Source organism: Halovivax asiaticus JCM 14624, assembly GCF_000337515.1.
Taxonomy (GTDB): domain Archaea; phylum Halobacteriota; class Halobacteria; order Halobacteriales; family Natrialbaceae; genus Halovivax; species Halovivax asiaticus.
In genome coordinates this window covers 247891-266059 of the sequence record NZ_AOIQ01000017.1, presented here as the reverse complement: position 1 = coordinate 266059, position 18169 = coordinate 247891, and the positions used below count along the sequence as shown (strand labels likewise).

14 protein-coding genes are annotated in these 18169 nt (G+C 64.8%); 5 read left to right on the top strand and 9 right to left on the bottom strand.

The genetic code is table 11. The features are described from left to right. Positions 1 to 12: 12 nt before the first annotated feature. From C479_RS11500 to ahaH, 3 genes are all read right to left on the bottom strand, one after another. Positions 13 to 297 (bottom strand): hypothetical protein, encoded by a 285-nt coding sequence (locus C479_RS11500; protein ID WP_007702565.1) that lies wholly within the window; start codon positions 295 to 297, stop codon positions 13 to 15. 178 nt (positions 298 to 475) lie between these two features. Continuing rightward, positions 476 to 2788, bottom strand: a complete 2313-nt coding sequence (locus tag C479_RS11495; protein ID WP_193788372.1) for a V-type ATP synthase subunit I — start codon at positions 2786 to 2788, stop codon at positions 476 to 478. Beyond that, complete coding sequence (gene ahaH / locus C479_RS11490) at positions 2775 to 3107, bottom strand: ATP synthase archaeal subunit H (protein ID WP_007702560.1); 333 nt, start codon at positions 3105 to 3107, stop codon at positions 2775 to 2777. The genes C479_RS11495 and ahaH overlap by 14 nt, the downstream gene beginning before the upstream one ends. 237 nt (positions 3108 to 3344) lie before the next feature. Here ahaH and C479_RS11485 point away from each other — a divergent pair, with 237 nt between their 5' ends. Next, positions 3345 to 3965, top strand: coding sequence for a methyltransferase domain-containing protein (locus tag C479_RS11485; RefSeq protein ID WP_007702558.1), 621 nt, complete (start codon positions 3345 to 3347; stop codon positions 3963 to 3965). A 44-nt stretch (positions 3966 to 4009) separates the two neighbouring features. Here the strand turns inward: C479_RS11485 and C479_RS11480 are convergent, their stop codons facing one another. Both C479_RS11480 and C479_RS11475 read right to left on the bottom strand, forming a co-directional pair. After that, positions 4010 to 4501, bottom strand: coding sequence for a type IV pilin (locus C479_RS11480; protein WP_007702553.1), 492 nt, complete (start codon positions 4499 to 4501; stop codon positions 4010 to 4012). A gap of 124 nt (positions 4502 to 4625) precedes the next feature. Beyond that, positions 4626 to 5849, bottom strand: a complete 1224-nt coding sequence (locus C479_RS11475; RefSeq protein ID WP_007702550.1) for a DUF7096 domain-containing protein — start codon at positions 5847 to 5849, stop codon at positions 4626 to 4628. A 230-nt stretch (positions 5850 to 6079) separates the two neighbouring features. On the opposite strand from C479_RS11475, the gene C479_RS11470 reads away from it, so the two are divergent. Beyond that, positions 6080 to 7258: a helix-turn-helix transcriptional regulator gene (locus C479_RS11470; RefSeq protein ID WP_007702546.1), complete on the top strand. Its 1179-nt coding sequence runs from the start codon at positions 6080 to 6082 to the stop codon at positions 7256 to 7258. 227 nt (positions 7259 to 7485) lie between these two features. On the opposite strand, the gene C479_RS11465 is transcribed toward C479_RS11470, so the two are convergent. Then, positions 7486 to 8481, bottom strand: a complete 996-nt coding sequence (locus tag C479_RS11465; RefSeq protein ID WP_007702543.1) for a radical SAM protein — start codon at positions 8479 to 8481, stop codon at positions 7486 to 7488. 92 nt (positions 8482 to 8573) lie between these two features. Here C479_RS11465 and C479_RS11460 point away from each other — a divergent pair, with 92 nt between their 5' ends. The 3 genes from C479_RS11460 to C479_RS11450 all read left to right on the top strand — a co-directional run bounded on the left by C479_RS11460 (position 8574) and on the right by C479_RS11450 (position 13202). Continuing rightward, on the top strand, positions 8574 to 10526 hold the full coding sequence (locus C479_RS11460) for a sensor histidine kinase (RefSeq protein ID WP_007702540.1): 1953 nt from the start codon (positions 8574 to 8576) through the stop codon (positions 10524 to 10526). 100 nt (positions 10527 to 10626) lie between these two features. Beyond that, the gene (locus tag C479_RS11455; RefSeq protein ID WP_007702537.1) at positions 10627 to 11733 is read left to right on the top strand and encodes a DUF373 family protein; all 1107 of its coding nucleotides are present in this window, start codon (positions 10627 to 10629) and stop codon (positions 11731 to 11733) included. Between the two features lie 107 nt (positions 11734 to 11840). Next, a complete protein-coding gene (locus tag C479_RS11450; RefSeq protein ID WP_007702534.1) occupies positions 11841 to 13202 on the top strand; it encodes a hemolysin family protein in 1362 nt (453 codons plus the stop codon). Positions 13203 to 13252: 50 nt separating this feature from the next. Here the strand turns inward: C479_RS11450 and C479_RS11445 are convergent, their stop codons facing one another. The 3 genes from C479_RS11445 to C479_RS11435 are packed head-to-tail and all read right to left on the bottom strand — an operon-like array spanning position 13253 to position 17814. Then, positions 13253 to 14095, bottom strand: coding sequence for a polyprenyl synthetase family protein (locus C479_RS11445; protein ID WP_007702531.1), 843 nt, complete (start codon positions 14093 to 14095; stop codon positions 13253 to 13255). A 60-nt stretch (positions 14096 to 14155) separates the two neighbouring features. Beyond that, positions 14156 to 16540 carry a methyl-accepting chemotaxis protein gene (locus C479_RS11440; RefSeq protein WP_007702528.1) on the bottom strand — a complete coding sequence of 795 codons (2385 nt, stop codon included), beginning with the start codon at positions 16538 to 16540 and terminating at the stop codon, positions 14156 to 14158. Continuing rightward, the gene (locus tag C479_RS11435; RefSeq protein WP_049907256.1) at positions 16540 to 17814 is read right to left on the bottom strand and encodes an ABC transporter substrate-binding protein; all 1275 of its coding nucleotides are present in this window, start codon (positions 17812 to 17814) and stop codon (positions 16540 to 16542) included. The genes C479_RS11440 and C479_RS11435 overlap by 1 nt, the downstream gene beginning before the upstream one ends. Between the last annotated feature and the right edge of the window lie 355 nt (positions 17815 to 18169).

The following is an 18169-nucleotide window of genomic DNA, read 5'->3' as shown; positions in this document are numbered from 1 at the left end:
AGAGGTGGTCGCTTACTGGACCAGGAAGATGACGACGATGGAGAAAATGACGAGCGTCTCCGGCAGGACTGTCAGCAGAATGCCGGGCGCGAGCATGTCACGGTCCTCGGCGATCGCGCCGACGGCCGCAGCGCCGATGCCTCGCTCTGCGTAGCCGGAGGCGAGCGCCGCGAGCCCGACACCGATCGCCGCCGCCGCAGCGGCCATGTACGAGGCCACTTCGACGTCAGCTTCGTTGGTCGCCGCTTCGGTCGTCTGCAGTGCCGTGTCGAGTAGGTCGGGTACGTTTTCGATCATGATTGGATGAAGTCCGCACGTTCAGTTGGCTGTGAACAGTCGTACCTGGCTCTGCACACCCCATAAATCCCTCGAAAGAAATCGATACCGCTAAAAGCTGGGTGGCCCGATTTCGGGAGAATTTGACCGCTGTGAGCGTCGGTGACAGACGCGAAACGAGCGGGCAGTGAGACCGGGTTCAGTCGGCCGTCTGGCCGACGTCACGCCCGAACGGCTCGTACTCCTCGCCGCCGCCCTCGTAGAACTTCTGGTAGAACTCGACCCACTCGAGGCGGAGCATCTGAATGCCCGCCGAAGTGATCCCGAGGATCAACACGAGGACGTGCCCGAAGATCAGGACCAGGATGCCGGCCACGATCGCGATAGCCGAGATCAGTGGGCCGTCACCGAGGTGGATCAGGCCGACGAACTCCATCTCGTAGCCCGAGACGTCGTACGTCGGGAGGTTGAAGACCGTGTGGCCGTGGCCGTCGGAGTAGCCACCCCAGACGAGCAGGTTGACCGCGAATGCCATTCCTGCCTTCGCGAGCAACACCGCAGTCAATCGGAGGTACGAGAGGACGTGCCCGAACATCCAGGCCGGCGATTCGACGAGGCCGGTCGCTCCCTCGCCGATGCCGACCATCACGAGGCCGACGAACATCGCGATCAAGCCGAGGATACCGACGAGTTCGGGGAACCCGGCGAAACCGAGGTAGTCGTAGAGGACGGCCTCGTTAGTCGCCCCTGCGAGGAACGTGGGCTTCATGCTACCGAAGGTCATGTCTCCCGGCAGGAATCCCACGCCGTGATCGAAGCTCCCGGCGTCCTGGTGGGAGAAGATCCAGATGAACAGGCCGTTCATCCCGAGGATCCACGAGAACTTCTCGTAGAGGGCCGCCTTCAGGCCGTGTTTGAGTTCGTTGACGAAGCCCATGAGCAAGCCAAGGTTCAGGTGGATCAGGCCGAACACGAGGCTGATCACGATCCAGAACAGGGCCCACTCCGAGGACTGGAGCCCCTTCGCGAGCGATTCCATGAGCGGGAATCCCTCGATGCCGAGGTACGAGAGGTGCGTGCCGAACAGTTCGCCGTACAGGTAGCCGAAGATGGCGGTGAAGGCGCCGGCCCAGATACCGATCGTCCCGAGCGCTTTGCCGGCACTCGAGTCCATGCCCTTCCAGAGCCCGTAGCCGAGGGCCATATAGAGCAGCCCGTAGCCGATGTCACCGATCATGAACCCGAACGCGATCGGGTACGTGAGGAAGACGAGGAAGGTCGGATCCAGCTCGCTGTACTTGGGCTGGCCGACCATCTTGACCATCATCTCGAACGGCTTCGCCGGCGTGAGGTTGTCCATCACGACCGGCGGATCTTCGTCCATGGTCACCGCGCCGGACGCGCCGGAGACCGTCGTCCCGCCGTCTGTGGCTTTGGCCGGTTCCGGTTCCTCCTCGGCCGCCGACTCCGGCGACTGCGTCTCTCGGTCGCCGGTTTCCGCGCGATCTTTCTCGTCGGAGTCACCCACCTCGTGCGCGTCGCCGTGGGCGTGGGCGTGTTCTTCGTAGTCGGCGATCTCGAGTTCCTCGATCTCGACGCTCTCGCCGGCCGCGTTGCGAAGCGAGGCCTCGAAGGCGTCGAATCGTTCGGCCGGGATCCAGCCCTCGGCGACGAACGCGTGCTCGGTCGTGGCGAAGCGAAGTGGCGCCTCGGCGCGATCGACGTCGACCGTGAGCTCGCGCTCGACACGCCGAAGGAACGGACCGCGATCGGTCGCGAGGTCTGCGAGTTCGGTCTCGATCTCGGTGAGCCGGCGATCGAGTTCGTCGCGGCGTGTCTCGAGGTCTTCGAGGTACGCCGCCGGCGTCTCGTCGACGTCGGGCACCTCGTAGTTCGTGAACTCGACGCTGACGAGCGCGTCGGCGACGAGCCCGCGGGTGTCGGCCTCGGTGGGCGCGTCGTCGGTCGCCGGTGCTGCGGCGATCGCGACGACGCCGTCGGTGGCGAACGTCTCGAACGCGCGGATCTCTGCGGCCGACTCGAGTTCGGCTTCGATCTCCGCTCGATCGCCCTCGCCGACGACGAGATCGATGCTCTCGTACCCGGAGAGTAAGTCGAGATCGATGCCGAGGGCGGCGAAGGGTGCGAGGCGGTCGATACGATCGGCGACCTCGCGCCGTTCGTCGCGAAGCGCGCTTCCCTCGTCGTCGAGTTCGTTGACGCGGTCGCGAAGGTCCGCCAGTTTCGTCTCCCAGTCGTCCGGCAGCGTCGACTGGGGCGCAACGTCCTCGGCCGTCACGTCGAGCGTGCTTTCGAGGGCTCGAACCGTGACGAGCTTCTCGGAGGCTTCCTCGGCCCCCTCGATCGGATCACCGTTGTCGAACCCGTCCCAGGAACCGTCGTAGTCCGAGAGGTGGACGAGGCCGAGTTCGTGCAGCGTCTCGATGACGTCGGGCATGACTGCCCGCGCACCCGTCACCGAGACTTTCGCCATCCGTTCAGGCCTGAACATCGACTTCCTCCTGGAGCAGGCTCACGACGTAGTCGGTCACCTCGTCGACCTGCTCGCGCGCGCTGTCGGCGAGAGCCTCGCGTTCGGCCTCGCCCTCGCGGAGGATTCGCTCGCACTCGGCGTCGATCTCGTTCCTGGCCTCCTCGAGACGCGCCTCTTTGGTTTCTCGAGCCTCGGTCTCGGCTTCGGAGCGGATCTCCTCGGCGCGCTCCCGGGCCTCGGCGATGCGTTCGTCCCTGTCTCCGGCCGCCTCGGAGACGATCTCGTCGGCTTCTGTCTCCGCCGACTGTATCCGTTCGAGAACCTCTGGCCTCGGCATAGTCGAATCGTGCGGATTTTGGCGGGGCGCCGTATAAGGTAGTTGCGAAACCACATTGGCCCGGGCCAATCGCCGACGCAGCGGACGACCGATCCGCGACGACCGAGCAGGGGCCGGTACCCGATGGTACCGCCCGTTCAGCCGTCTTCGACGGGGATCGACCGAGCAGCGTTGACCCATGGCCTGGATTGGCACCGATCAGCAGACATATTGCGGTCGCCACAGCAGTAGCTGGTAATGGGAATTCTGGAGAACAAAGCTCGCGCGCGGTTCTTCTACAAGTACCTCTCGCGGGTCTACGACCGGGTGAACCCGTTCATCTGGAACGAGGAGATGCGCACGGAGGCGCTCGACTTGCTCGACTTCGACGACGAACCGCGGGTCTTAGACGTCGGCTGCGGGACCGGGTTCGGAACCGAGGGCCTCCTCGAACACGTCGATCGCGTCGTCGCGCTGGATCAGAGCCCCCACCAGCTCCAGCAGGCCTACGGCAAGTTTGGCAAACGCGGGCCCGTCGACTTTCACCTCGGCGACGCCGAACGCCTGCCGTTCGCCTCGAACACCTTCGATATCGTCTGGTCGTCGGGGTCGATCGAGTACTGGCCCCAGCCGGTGCGAACCCTCCGCGAGATCCGGCGGGTCCTCGTCCCGGGCGGCCAGGTGCTCGTCGTCGGGCCGAACTACCCCGACCACACGATCACCCAGAAACTCGCCGACGCCATCATGCTCTTCTACGACGAGGCCGACGCCGATCGCATGTTCACCAAGGCCGGGTTCGAGGATGTCGAACACGTCCTGATGGGGCCGAGCTACGACCCCGAGGTCGCCATCACCACCGTCGGGCGCGCGCCGGAGTGACGGTCGACGAGGCCAAGCGTATCGTGGAGAAAAGCCGCCCACTACTACTCGGCAACCGTCGACGCCTGCCCGAGCAGTGTCCCGTCTCGTTCGACCGAGACGACGATTTCGTCCCCCGGATCGATCGTCGGCGCGTTCGTCGACGCGAGTCGGAACCCCGCTCTCTCGCCGACACCCCACCGAGAATCCGCCCGTGAGTTGAACGGACCGGTCGGTCCGCCTCGAAATCCGTCTTCCTGAAAGAACGGGACCGGTGGCTGGACCGCCAGCGCCTCGCCGTCGACCGTCACTACCACGTCGATCGTCGAGACGTCGATTTCGTCCCCGTATTGGTGTTCGAGGACGATTCGATCGGTTGCACTCTCGGCAGTGGCCTCGAAGCCGAACGCTGGCGACTCGGTACCGATTTCGACCGAGCCGACACCGACGGCGACGATGGTGCCCAGACAAACTGTCAGGGCGACCAGCGCGATGACACCAACGACCGGCGATATCGACCGAAGGCGAGCGCATCCGGTGAGAGGGCGTCCGACCACGGGCCCCCTGGCTGCCGCCTCGTATTTCAACCTGCGGACGAGACCGTCGCGCCGTGGCCGACGCAATGCTCCAAGTTCGATGATACAAAGAATCGACGTCAGCAACGGATACCGCCGGCCGCGCTCAGGGGTCGGGTTCGACGGGGATCGTCTCGCCGTCGACCTGAACAGCGATCTCCGACTCGGCTAGTGGCCGAACGATCCAGGCGGCGCCGTCCTCGCCCGTCCGTGTTACCGGTTCGCCGTCCACGAGGATGGTGGCGTCGAGTGGCGACTCCGTCTCCGAGTCGGTGACGTTGAACTGGATCGGACCAACCCGCGGTGTCACGTTCAGTTCGACGGTCGCTGACTCTCCGGACCAGCTCCCGGCCGTCTCGATCGGTAGTCGTGCGAGCTCGAGTTCCTGCGTCTCGCGGAAGACATCGGTCGTTCCGCTATCCAGATGGACGCGGAGCAGCCCCTGCGTGTGGTACATTTCGAACGTGAATTGGTGGCGCGGAAGGAGTTCGTCGTAGGACTTGCCGGTCGCATCGCCCTCCGGACTAAGCGCCCATGGGTACAGTTCGGCTAACCGGTCGGTACCGGCCGTGATTCCCTCCAACTGTCTCGGGCGCGAGAGGTCCCGGTTATCGTACCGGTTCACTTCCCGGAGATACGACCCATCGGTCACCGACGAGACGAGGGCGCCCGACTCAGTAGATTCCACGAGAATTGGTGTTAAAATTTTTGTCTGTCCCGTAGCCGAGAACATCTGAAACGCCGCGTCCCGGACCGGTCCCTCGTGTGTTGCGATCGCCCCCTTCGTCGTCCGCCTCATCGAGCCAAATTCGCGCGGACTGGTCGCGTACGACTCCAAGCGGTCGACGTTCGTCCGGAGGATCTCCGCTTCGTGATCGTTCCTCGCGATCGTACTTAGTACGCGATCGGCGGGGATCTCGCCGGCAGCCATCGCCCGAACGGCCGCCCTCTCCCGCGCTTTCAGTTCGTCGAGCCTGTCGAGTATTTGGGCGTTGTACGCCTCGATCCGGTCCTGGCGTTCGTTCTCCGGGATGTCGTCCCAGTTGTACTCGAGTTCGTGGAAGGCCCATTCGCGACGCAACTCGTCGTCAGTCGCGGCGAGCGCCGTCCCAAAATCGGGAGACGGGTCGGCATAGGCCGAGGTGGCCGACCCCTCGAGGCCGAGGCGTTCAGTCGTTCCATCTGGGCCCGTCTGCTGTGCGACGGCGGTGTTCGCTTCCGACGGGCTCGCGACGATCGAGTCACTACCGGGCGCAGCTGCGACCGACGCCAGTGGGAGGAGAGAGGTTACGAGGAGGGCGGCAATCGCCACGGAGAGCGCGTTCCTCATCGATTCCGTCGTTTCGAGCCCAGGTACAAAAACCAGTCGTCTTTTTCTTCGTTTGCAGAACGCGTAAATGAGAAGGAACGTGTCGCAACACGGTCGCCCCAGACCGGCCCCGCCGGCTGAAATCGGCAGAACAGTCCTGCCTGGTCGCCCGCCTGCCGGTTCGCAGCCGGATCCGAGAAATGGACGTATAGAAAGGGTTTTTTGACACGGGGCCGCACCGAAACACATCAATGCGGGTCCGATCGGCCCTCCTGGTCTCCCTCGTCGTCGCCCTCCTGCTCACCGCGGGCCCCGCACCAGTCGCGGCGCTCGACGACGGTACCGGGGACGACCGTCGACAGGATATACGAGTCGAGTTGCTGGAAAACGGCGACGCGAGCTGGACCGTCGAACACCACATCGTCCTCCGGAACGAGTCCGATCGCGAGCGGTTCGAGGTGTTCGCCGAAGAAATCAGAAGCGGCGAACGAGACGTCAGGCTCGACCGCTCGTGGTTCGAAGGCTTCGTCCCGCACGCCGAAGCGGGGACGGGCCGACAGATGGACATCGAAGACGCCGGCTGGGACGAGTCGGTCGTCAGACCGGCGTCCGAAGTCGGGGCGTACGATGCGGACGCGGTCGAGCCCGATACGCAGATCGGCACCATCCGCTACAGCGTGACGTGGACGAACTTCGCCGAAACCGACGGCGACTACCTCCGTCTGCAGGAGACGTTCCTGACCGCATCCGGCACCACCTGGTTCCCCGGTCTCGAGCCGCATCAGCGCCTGATCATCGAGGGACCGGACGAACACGACATCGTCACCGCCCCACAGGGTATCGAGAACAACCGGATCGTCTGGGACGGGCGGACGACACTCGCTCCGGAGGACTTCGATATCGTCTTCTCCTCCCAGACCGGTGTCGTCGGCTTCATCCAAGACTCGTGGCAGCTGCTCCTCGGCCTCCTCTCACTGGTCGCCGTCGGCGGTGGGGCACTCTGGTACGTCCGGTCGACTCGCAACGGCGAGTGGGACGAGGGTGAACGTCCCGACTGGTGGCCGCCGATTGCGCCAGTGACGACGCGGCTTCAGGGAATCCTCGCCGGAGTGAATCCAGCTGACGACACCGACGAACGCGACACGATCGACGAGCCGTCACCGGAACCGACGGAGTCGGGTGTCACCGACGAGGATCACGACACGGTCGATCCCGAACTCCTAAGCGACGAAGAGCGCGTCACACACATGCTCACGGAGAACGGTGGCCGTATGAAGCAGGCCGCCATCGTCGACGAAACCGGCTGGTCCAACGCTAAGGTGTCCCAGCTCCTCTCGCAGATGGACGAAGACGACGACATCGAGAAACTCCGGATCGGCCGCGAGAACCTCATCACGCTCCCGGACGTCGATCCCACGCAGGCCGAGTGATGACGGCCGCCCCGTTCGCATTTTCGCGGCGTCGTACGCCGCGCTCGCGCGATCCACTCCGCCAAAAATCTGCACCAAAAATGCCGCTCGCTTCGCTCGCGGTCAGACTAGCGGTGTTCGCTCGACAACCTGGCACGTGCACCTTTTTCTCGTCGGGATCGCTCCCGGTGGTCGCGATCCACTCCGCCAAAAATCTGCACCAAAAATGCCGCTCGCTTCGCTCGCGGTCAGACTAGCGGTGTTCGCTCGACAACTTGACCGTCGTAGGTCGGATACTGCTCGACGATCTCCCCGTCGTCCAGGTCGCCCTCCTCGATCATCTCCTCTAAGAGCCACCAGGCGACCTCGACGTGGTTCGACTTCACCGTGTAGAATTCGGTGGGCACTCCGAGGGCCTCGAAGCGAGTGGGATCGGCACGCGTCTTGCCGTAGACGAGGGTGCCGTCGTCGGTGACGTCGTCGAACTCGCGACGGATCTGGCGGGCCATACGTTTGAGACGGCGGCGATGCTGGGCGGCGTCCTTGAAGACCGACGTGCAGAAGTAGACCCGCTCGTGGTCGCCCATCACGTCGAGGATCTCCTCGCGAGAGCCGTCGACGGCACTCATGTGATCTTCCTTGAGTTCGAAGCCTTCCTCCTGCATTCGGCGATAGTTTCCGTCGGACATCTCGAACTCGTTGACGTTACAGAAGTCGGCGGCGCCCTCGTCGAGGAAGTCGAGAAACTCCGGCTCCGGGCGGATGCCGGGGATCTCGAACGCGGGCGTGAGTCCCTCCTCGCGAGCGATGTAGAGGATGTCCTCCCACTCGGTGCCGTGGAGATCGCCCCACAGTTCGAGCGGCGGGTGAAAGCGGATCTCGTCGAGACCAGCCTCGGCGAGGCGGCGCATGTTCTCGCGACCGCCCGTAATTCCGGTGTAGAGGTGGGTGTGGTGATCCTCGCCGAATTCGTCTTTCAACAGTGAGAGGTAGTGGCAGGTCCGATCCAGGGCCTCCTGGGGTTCGCCACCGGTGATCGACGTCCCGAGGGCGTTCATCCGGTGGGCCTCTTCCAAGACGTCGTCGTCGGTCTCGACGAGCCGTTCGTTAGCGTAGACGTCGGTGACGTTCTTTCGATTCTCACCGAGCGGGCAGTAGAAGCAGTCGCGCTGGTCACAGTAGCCGTAGACGAACATGACCATCTTGCCGCCCTTCGCGCACTGCTCACAGCCCTTCGAGATCATTCGATACGTCCGATACTGGGCCGGGCGCCAAAAGCACCACGCATCGGCTCCGGCCTGAAACCTTTTGAGACGGGCGCCCCTTTCCGAATAGCATGCGAGAGCGGATCCGGGTGTGCTGGGTCGGCCCGACGCCGGAAGGGCAGACGCAGGCGATCGTCGAGCAGGCTATCCACCCGATCACCGTCACCGACCGATCGGTCGAGTGGCTCCGCGACGGTGAACCGAAGGACGCAACCGTCGAGCACGACGCAGCCACCCGGGTCGCAGACTGTTTCGTTCTCGACCTCGACGCCGATGGACGAGACGCCGGAATCCGTGCCGTCCCCGAAGAGACGCCCGTCGCCGTCGTTCTGGGACACGACGAGGACACCACCTCCCCGCTGGAGGCCGGTGCCGCGGACATCTTCCGGCGCGATACGGTTCAGCGGGAACCCGCCCTCGTGGCCCGGCGGCTCCGTTCCGTCGTCGACGCGAGTACGGCGCGTCCGCCGCTGACGCAAACGTCGACCGACTCGACCCGGCTCGGGCGCTATCAGACGGTCGTCGAACTGGCGGCCGACCCGATGTACGTGCTCGACTCGTCGGGCCGATGCGTCCTCGCAAACGACGCGCTCGCCCGGTTTTCGGGGTACGACCGGACCGATCTCGTAGGCGCTCACGCCAGTAGGTTCATCGGTAGCGCCGAATTCGAGCGAGCAAGCGAACTCCTCGCCGACCTCACGTCGAGCGATGAGTCGGCGGGCCGTTTCGAATTCACCCTCGAAACGGCTGACGGCGACGAGCGCGTCGGGGAAGCCACCATCGTGCCGGTTACGACGGACGATCGGGTCCTCGGCTCGGTCGGCGTCGTTCGCGATATCTCCGAGCGGACGCGCCGAACCCGCGAACTCGCCCGTTTTCGGACCATCGTCGAGACGGCGCCAATCGGTCTCTTCAGCCTCGACGAAACGGGGACGATCACCTGGGCGAACGACGAGTTCGTCGCACCGTTCGCGGAATCGGCCGACGAGATCGTCGGCGAGTCATTCCAGACGTTGGTCGAGCGCGGCTACTTCGCCCCCGAAGAGATCGACTCGTACGTCGAGCGCGTCCGGACGCTGCTGAGCGACGACACCGACGTCACGGAGATTACCCACGAGCCGAGACTCCACACGCCCGACGGCGAGACGAGAACGTACCGGGCGACGCTGACCACGTTACCGCTCGACGATGGGGAGTTCACGGGGACCGTCAACGCGTTCCGCGAAATCACCGACGAGCGACGGTACCAGCGAGAACTGGAGCGACAGAACGACCGACTCGAGCAGTTCGCCAGCCTGGTGAGCCACGACCTCCGGAATCCTCTCAACGTCGCGCAGGGACACGCGGAGTTGCTCGAAGGCGCCGTCGAGCACGACTCGACGACCGAGATATCGTGGGCGCTCGAACGGATGGAGACGTTGATCGACGACCTCCTGGCGCTCGCCAGACAGGGCGAAACCGTCGGAGAACCCGAGCGGGTCAACCTCGGGGCTGTCGTCGACGAGGCGTGGGCCGTCGTCGAGGGACCGGTTACGCTCCGTCACGACGTCGCCGGAACGGTGTTGGCCGACCGGAGCAGGCTCTGTGAACTCTTGACGAACCTGTTTCGCAACGTCGTCGACCACGGCATCGCCGACGACACCGGAGCGACCGACCCGAACGCAACCCAGGCAACCGACCACGACTCGCACGCGAACGTGTCGGCCGACAACGAGCAACACCCCACGAACGAACCCGAGTCTGCCCGTGAGATTTCCGTTGGGTGGATCGACGGCGATTCGAACCCCGCGGTGGAACCCTCCGGTTTCTTGGTCGCGGACGACGGGCCCGGCCTCCCGAACGTGGACGTCTTCGAGGCGGGCGTCACGACCGACCCTGACGGGACTGGTATCGGCCTCGCCATCGTCGCCGAGATCGCCGAGGCCCACGGGTGGACCGTCACGGCCGGGGAGAGCGCATCCGGTGGCGCACGGTTCGAGTTCCGCGGGGTCGACTCGGCGCGAGTGGATCGATCGGGGCGGTGATTCGAGGGAGGCGGACCGGGGGCGTGGTACCGCGGCTCCGGCTCCAGCCGGCGGCTCGATCCCCGAAGACCGATATAGGCGGCTTCCGTACACTCGCTCGATGCTGCTGGTCCTCTGTGTCGACCTCGACGACGATCTCGGCCGGAAGACCGGCTTCACCACGCCGGTCATCGGGCGCGAGCCGGTCGAGGAAGCCGCCATCGCCATGGCGACGGCCGATCCCGAGGACTCCGACGCGAACGTGATCTTCCAGGGACTGCACGTCTACGACGAGATCGACGCGCGCGACGAGAGCGTCGAAGTCGCAGTCGTGACCGGCAACGAGGAGGGAGAGGTGAGCGCGAGTCGAGAGATCGGCGACGAGGTCGATACGGTACTCGCCAGCCTCTCGACCGGCGAGGACGTCACGACCGTCGTCGTCACCGACGGGGCACAGGACGAGTCGGTTCTCCCCGTCATCCGTGCACGCGTCCCCGTCGACGGCGTCCGCCGGGTCGTCGTCCGGCAGGCCCAGAATCTGGAGTCGATGTACTACACGATCAAGCAGGTGATGGCAGATCCCGAGACCCGCGGGACGATCCTGATTCCACTCGGTATCTTACTCTTGATCTATCCGCTCGCGCTCGTCGGCGCACTCCTCGACTTCCCGGGGCTCGTCATCGGATCGGTCTCGACGCTGCTCGGCGTCTACCTCATCTCGAGCGGCCTGGGATTGGGGGCCTCGCTTGGCGGCGTCGCCACGAGCCTCCGCCGGTCGCTCTACGCGGGCCGGATGACGATCATCGCGTACCTCGTCGCCATCGCCCTCGTCGCCCTTGGCGGAGTCAGTGGGTTCGAAACGATCGAGTCGCTCGGGTCCACCCAGGAAGCGGTCGGGCTCCCGATCGGCGCCGCCGCATTCCTCCACGGCGCCATCCAGTGGTTCGGCGCCGCCGCTCTGACGACGAGTCTCGGGCAACTCACCGACGCCTACATCGGTGAGCGACTCGAGTGGCGCTACCTCAACGCCCCGTTCTACGTCGTCGCGATGACCGTCGTCCTCTACGCCGTCAGCGGGTTCTTCGTCGACCAAATCGACGTGGCGGCGCTGGCGACGGCGCTCACCGGTGGCACCGTCCTCGCCATCCTGAGTACGCTCACCTTCGCGATCGTCGAGTCGCGGATTTCACGCGACGGGAGCCCACGAACGGTGAACGTCGGCGAGTGACCGCCGATTCACCACCCATTTGAGGACACCTGTAGGGAAAGCATTACGACGATCGGCCACTCCCCTTGCGGTATGCACCACGTTCTGGCACCGCCGAGGCGATCTGTATGGTAGACATCGTCTTCTCACTCGGTCGGCTCTTCGTCGCGCTCGCACTGGTCGTCGTGAACGGATTCTTCGTCGGCGCGGAGTTCGCGCTCGTCCGCATCCGTCCGAGCGTCGTCGACCGGCTCGTCGAGGATGGGCGAACGGGCGCCGGAATCCTGCAGGAGGCGATGGACAATCTCGACGACTACCTCGCGGTCACGCAACTCGGCATCACGCTCGCCTCGCTCGGATTGGGGTGGGCGGGAGAACCCGCCGTCGCGGCGCTGATCGAACCGCTCCTGGGAGAGGTCCTCCCGACCGGTGTCGTCCACCTCGTCTCCTTCGCCCTCGCCTTTACCTTCATCACGTTCTTGCACGTCGTCTTCGGCGAACTCGCCCCCAAGACGTTCGCCATCGCCCGGACCGAACAGATCGCGCTCTTCGTCGCCCTCCCGATGAAGGTGAGCTACTATATCCTCTATCCCGGGATCGTCGTCTTCAACGGCGCCGCCAACGGGTTCACCAGTCTGCTCGGTGTGCCGCCCGCCTCCGAGAGCGAGGAGACCTTCACCGAAGCGGAGTTACTCACCGTCCTCTCACAATCGGGTCGCGAGGGGAACTTCGATCCGGACGAAGTCGAGATGATTCACCGCGTATTCGAACTCGACGACATCACCGTCAAAGAGATCATGATTCCCGCCCCGGACGTGGCGAGTTTCGACGCAGCCGACGACATCGAGTCGATGCGAGCACAGATCGTCGAGATCGGTCACACCCGGTATCCCGTGCTCGGTACGGGTGACGGAACCGACCGTATCGTCGGCTTCGTCGACGCCAAAGACGTCGTGCGGGTCATGGGACCCGAAACCACGGCCGACGAGACGACGGCCGAATCGCTCGCACGCGATCTGCCCGTCGTCCCCGAAACGGCTCGCGTCACCGATCTGCTCACCCAGTTCCAGACCGAAGGACGCCAGCTGGCCGCGATCGTCGACGAGTGGGGCGTCTTCGAGGGGATCGTGACCGTCGAAGACGTCGTCGAAGTCGTCGTCGGCGACCTCCGCGACGGGTTCGACGAGCACACGCGGGCCATCGAGCGCCAGTCGGACGACACGTACGTGGTCGACGGTGGCGTCACCGTCGCACACGTAAACGACCGACTCGGGACCGCATTCGAAGCCGAACAGGTCGAAACCGTCGGCGGCATGATTCTCGAACGACTGGGCGAAGTGCCAGCGCCCGGCGACAGTCTCGAACTCGACGACGCCACCCTCACCGTCGACGATGTCGACGAGAATCGCATCACGCGCGTCGTCGTCAGGCGAGCCGGTCAAGCGGACCGTCCAGACGACGTTGATGACGGGCAAGACGGGGAGAAATAACCGAAGCAGTTCCGGAGGAGAGCGGGCCGGTCAGTTGAACGCCCGATCCGTCACTGTTCACGTTCGACGACGAACTCGGCGAGTTCGCGGAGGTACGCCTCCGCCTCGGTATCGACCGGTTCGATCCGCTCCAGGGCGTCGATCGCCAGTTCGACCTGATCACGTGCACGTTGGTTCGCCGCACTCGGAGAGAGGTCGGTCACCTGTAACAGCGACGGTCGATCGAGCGACGCGTCGCGACCGGTCGGTTTCCCGAGCGTCTCCGGGTCGGCAACCGCGTCCAGAACGTCGTCGCGAATCTGGAACGCGACGCCGACGCGTTCTGCATACTCGCCGATGGCCGTGACGGTCTCGTCGTCGCCGTCCGCCGCGATCGCACCGAGTTCCGCCGCCGCCCGAAACAGCGCACCGGTCTTGCGGCGCGCGAGCGTCATGTACTCCGCCTCCGTCGACGGAGTCGAGACGAGTTCCATCGCCTCACCCTCGCCGAGTTCGACCATCGCCGCGGTCACCGATTGCATGGCCGCCGGGTCGGTCGAAAAGCGATCGAACGCCTCTCCGAGCAGCCCGTCGCTCGCGACGATCGCGGGTCCGTGACCGAACGCGCTCCACGCGCTCGGCGCATCGCGGCGGATCGGCGACCGATCGATGATGTCGTCGACGACGAGCGACGCGGTGTGGACGAGTTCGATACCGACGGCGAAGTCGAGCGCATCGGCTGAGTCGCCGCCGACGAACTCACACGAGAGGATCGTCACCGTCGGGCGCACGCGCTTGCCACCCGCAAGGGTCGTCCGGGATACCTGCTCGCGGAGATCGGGGGGCTCGATGGCCGTGACGACCGCTTCGAGCCGGTCGTCGATCAGTGCCTGTCGGCGGACCGGACGCTCCATTATCGGGTAACGGGGCGACACGAAAAAGTACGTGACGGATCGAAACGGGTCAGTCGGCAGTCAGTTCGTGTTCGAATCGTCGAACGTGAACTGATCGCCATCGCCGCCTGCATCGTTCGCAGGACTCCAGCCCTCGTCCGTGCTCTCCTCGAAGACCTGGCCGTCGCCAGCAGTGTCGGCCTCGGCTGGAACCGCGTCCCCCTCCTCGACGGTGATATCGACGGCCGTGTCGAATCCGTCGAGTGCCGTGCTGAGTTCGTCGGCTTGCGACGTCAACGAGTCAGCACGGTGGCTGACGGCGGTGATCGCCGAGGTCTGTTCTTCGGCCGCAGCAGCGACTTGCTGGGCTTCGTCCGAGGTCTCTTCTGCGATCTCGGTCGCCGACGAGACCATGGCGACGACCTCCTCGGTGGAGGCCGCCTGCTCTTCGGTCGCGGCGGAGATCTCCTGGACGCCGTCGTTGGTCTCCTGGGCGTACTCGGCGATCTCTTCGAGCGCCGCAGCGGCGTTCTCGACGGAGTCGACCTGTTCGGTCACCCGATCGGCAGTCTGCTGGACTTCCGCGGACGCCCTGTCGGTCTGGGACTTGATGCTGCCGAGGCGTTCTTCGATGTCCTCGGCCGCCTCCTTCGTCTCGGAGGCCAGTTCTTTGACCTCGTCGGCGACGACCGCGAAGCCGTCACCCGCGTCCCCGCCACTGCCGCTCCGGGAGGCCTCGATGTTGGCGTTCAGCGCCAGCATGTTGGTCTCGTTGGCGACCGTCGAGATGAACTCGACCAGTTCGTCGATCTGGTCCATCTCGGCTTCGAGTTGCTCGATCGCGGCGACGGCGTCGGCCGAGTCCGCCTCGATCTCGTGCATTCCCTCGATGGCGTCCCGGGCGGCGTCGCGACCCTCGGCACCCGTCGTAGCCGTTCGTTCGGCCACGTCGGCCACCTCGTTCGAGGAGGCGGCGATCTCCTCGGTCGTCGTCGAGAGACCCTCCATCTCACCGGCGACCGATCGGAGATTCACGTGCTGGCGATCGGCACCGTCAGAGATCTCCTGGACGGATTCGCTCACTTGAGCGGAGGCGGATTTGACCTCCTCCGCGCTTCCCGTGACGTCCTGGCTCGCCTCGGCGACGATCTTCGAGAACGCCTGTGCGCGCGCCGTCGTCTCTTCCAGATCGGCGACCATGTCGTTGAACGCGGTGGCGATCTCGTTCATCGACTCGTTCTCGCTCGACGGCTCAAGGCGCCGGGTGAGATCGCCCTCGGCGCAGTCGGCCATCACCTGCTGGTACCGTTCGGCCGTCGCCTCCAGGTGTTCGTTCATCGCCTGGGTTTCGGCGCGGGCCGCTTCGGCTTCGTCACGAGCCTGCGTCGCCTCGTCGATCCGGGCTTTCAACGACGTACGCATGCTGTCGAACGCGTCGTACAGCCGACCGATCTCGTCGACCCGGTCGGTCTCGAGATCGACGTCGAGGTTCCCCTCTTCCATCGCCGTCGCCCGGTTGCGAAGCTGCGTGAGCGGGACGACCGTCTGGCGGCCGAGCACCATCCCCATCACCCCCAGCGACAGGAGGCTCAACCCGATCAGAACGAGAACGTTCCACCCGACAGAGTTGGCCACACCGTAGGCCTCGGCTCTCGGCACGGTCGTCACCGCGACCCAGTCGCTGTTGGCGACCGGAACGTACGCGGCGACCGTCTCGTCCGACTCGACGACGTTCGTCTGTCCCGTCAGTGCGGTGTCGAGCGCGTCGGTGTCGATGGCGGGTCGATCGGTCCCGTCGGTCGATTCGAACACCGGCGAGCCGCTCGCATCCACGATACTCGTCGTCGCGGCCGACGACGGTTGTTGGAGTTGCTCGACCTGGTATTCGAGCGTCCCGATCACGACCGCGACCCGATCCGAGCGTTCGTTGACCGGGCTGACGAACGCCATGACCTGATCTCCGAGGACGTCGTCCTCGTAGGACGCGCCCGTATGCCAGACGTCGTCGTCGAACGACAGCTCCGACTCGATGTCCGAGCGCGCCCAGGGTTCGTCGATAGCACCGAGGCTGACGCCGCGCTGGGATGGGGTGGTACTCGTGACGATCTGCCCGTCATCCGTATCGACATAGTGTATCGCACGAACGTCGACAGACATCCGCGCCTGCTCCTCGACGAGATGGGCCTGGACGTCCTGTACAGCCCCATCGCGAAGCGGCGCTGACGCCGAGATCGTTCGAGTCTGGACGCCCATCGTTTCGACCCAGTCGCCGATCGAATCCGCCTGCAGCTGTGCCGTGGATTCGAGTTGCTCGTTCGACTCGTCTTCGACGGTTTGTTCGGCCTGTACGTAACTGGCTCCGCCCACGAGCCCGATGACGAGGACGACGGCCAGAATCGAGATGACGAACTTCGTTCGGTAGCGCCGGCGCACGAACGACGGCACCAGTTGTGATCCGAGAGACATCAGTATTCCACCGTATCGAGTTGCGTAATCGAGTTGCCTTCGTAGGTCCAGTACGAGAAGTTCGCCGCGACGACATCCCCGTTTTCGTCGAATCTGACGCCGCTCGAGGCGCCGACGTACTCGACAGGATCGCCCTGCGCGGCGAGTTCGATCCCGCGCGCCAGGTCCGACGGGCCGATCCGCTCGCCGGTCTCGTCGGTCACCGCGGGAATGGACGCCATGATCGTTTCGCCGACGTTCTCCCCGGCGTAGGCGTTGGCGAGCAAGAGCACGGCCGTCGCGTCGTAGCTGTGTGCGTTGAAGGGCGTACTATCCGGCGGTCCATCGTACTCGGATTCGTACGTCCGATCGAAGAAGTCCTTCCCGGGCCCCGCCGAAAGTGGCGCCGTCCCCCTGACGTGGTCGATCGATTCACCGACACGGCCGGGGAGACTTTCGTCTTGCATTCCGTCGGTCACCAGCACCGCGGGATCGGCCTCGCTGTCGTGCAGGTCACGGAGGAGTTGTGCGCCGCTGTTGGCGTACCCGATGAGAACGATCACGTCCGGATCGTCGGCGAGGGCCGCCGACAGTTGGTCGGCGTAGGAGATCGACCCGTCTTCGGGTGCCTGCTGGAAGGGAACCTGTGCGGTGACGGTGCCACCGTTTTCGCGAACGAATGCACGCTCGAATGCCCGACTCAACTGGTAGCCGTAGTCGTTGTTCACGTAGCACGTCGCGGCGCTCGAGTGGCCCTCCGCCGCGGCCCGATCCGCGAGGACGGTCGCCTGGAACGTGTCGGAGACCGCCGTCCGATAGACCATTCCACCATCGTTCAGCGTCGAAATCGTCGGTGAGGTGCTCGCCGGCGAACAACTGACGGTCCGGTAGGGAATCAACACCTGTTGTGTCGCCTGGAGTGTCACGTCGGAGCTCAGCGCCCCGTTGATCGCCGGATAGCCCTCCTGAACGAGCCGCAACGCCTCCCGAACGCCCACCGATGGCGAGGTCTCCGCGTCGGCCCGCCCGACGTCGAACTCGAGATCGACGTCGGCAGCCTCTAGCTGTGTGATCGGCAGTTCACCGGCATTGCGGATCGGCTCGCCGACGTGACTCAGGTCACCAGTAAGCGAGTGCAACATCCCGATCTTTATCGTTCGACCGAGCCCGCCGGGCCCGTCGTCGGTCTCGCCGGACCCGACTCCTGGAAGCCGGTCCAGACACCCCGAAAGCGACCCGAGCGCACCAACGGCAACCCCTGACAACACTGTTCGTCTCTTGTGGCGATCCACCATGGCCCCCGGTTGTCAGAGTACCACTATAATATCTCCGGAGAATGATAATAGCATTACATATTTTTATTCGTACGCTTTTGCGTTCTTGGCAACCGTTGGCTAGTAACAACAGCACGAATCTGACCACGCATAACTACCCGATCAAACCAACACCCGAGCGTCGATTCGATAGCGCTCGGCCACTGGTGAGGCAGCCGCCGACCAGACGATCAGCGCTCCATACTCAGTCGCCGATCGAACATCTGGAAGACGTTCGAACCACAGATTTCACCTTCGTGTGCCCGGAGGAGCCGCAACTCGCTGCACAGAAAATCGTCGCTTTGGGCCGTTCTTCGCTGCCCGCACGTCGCTCCGG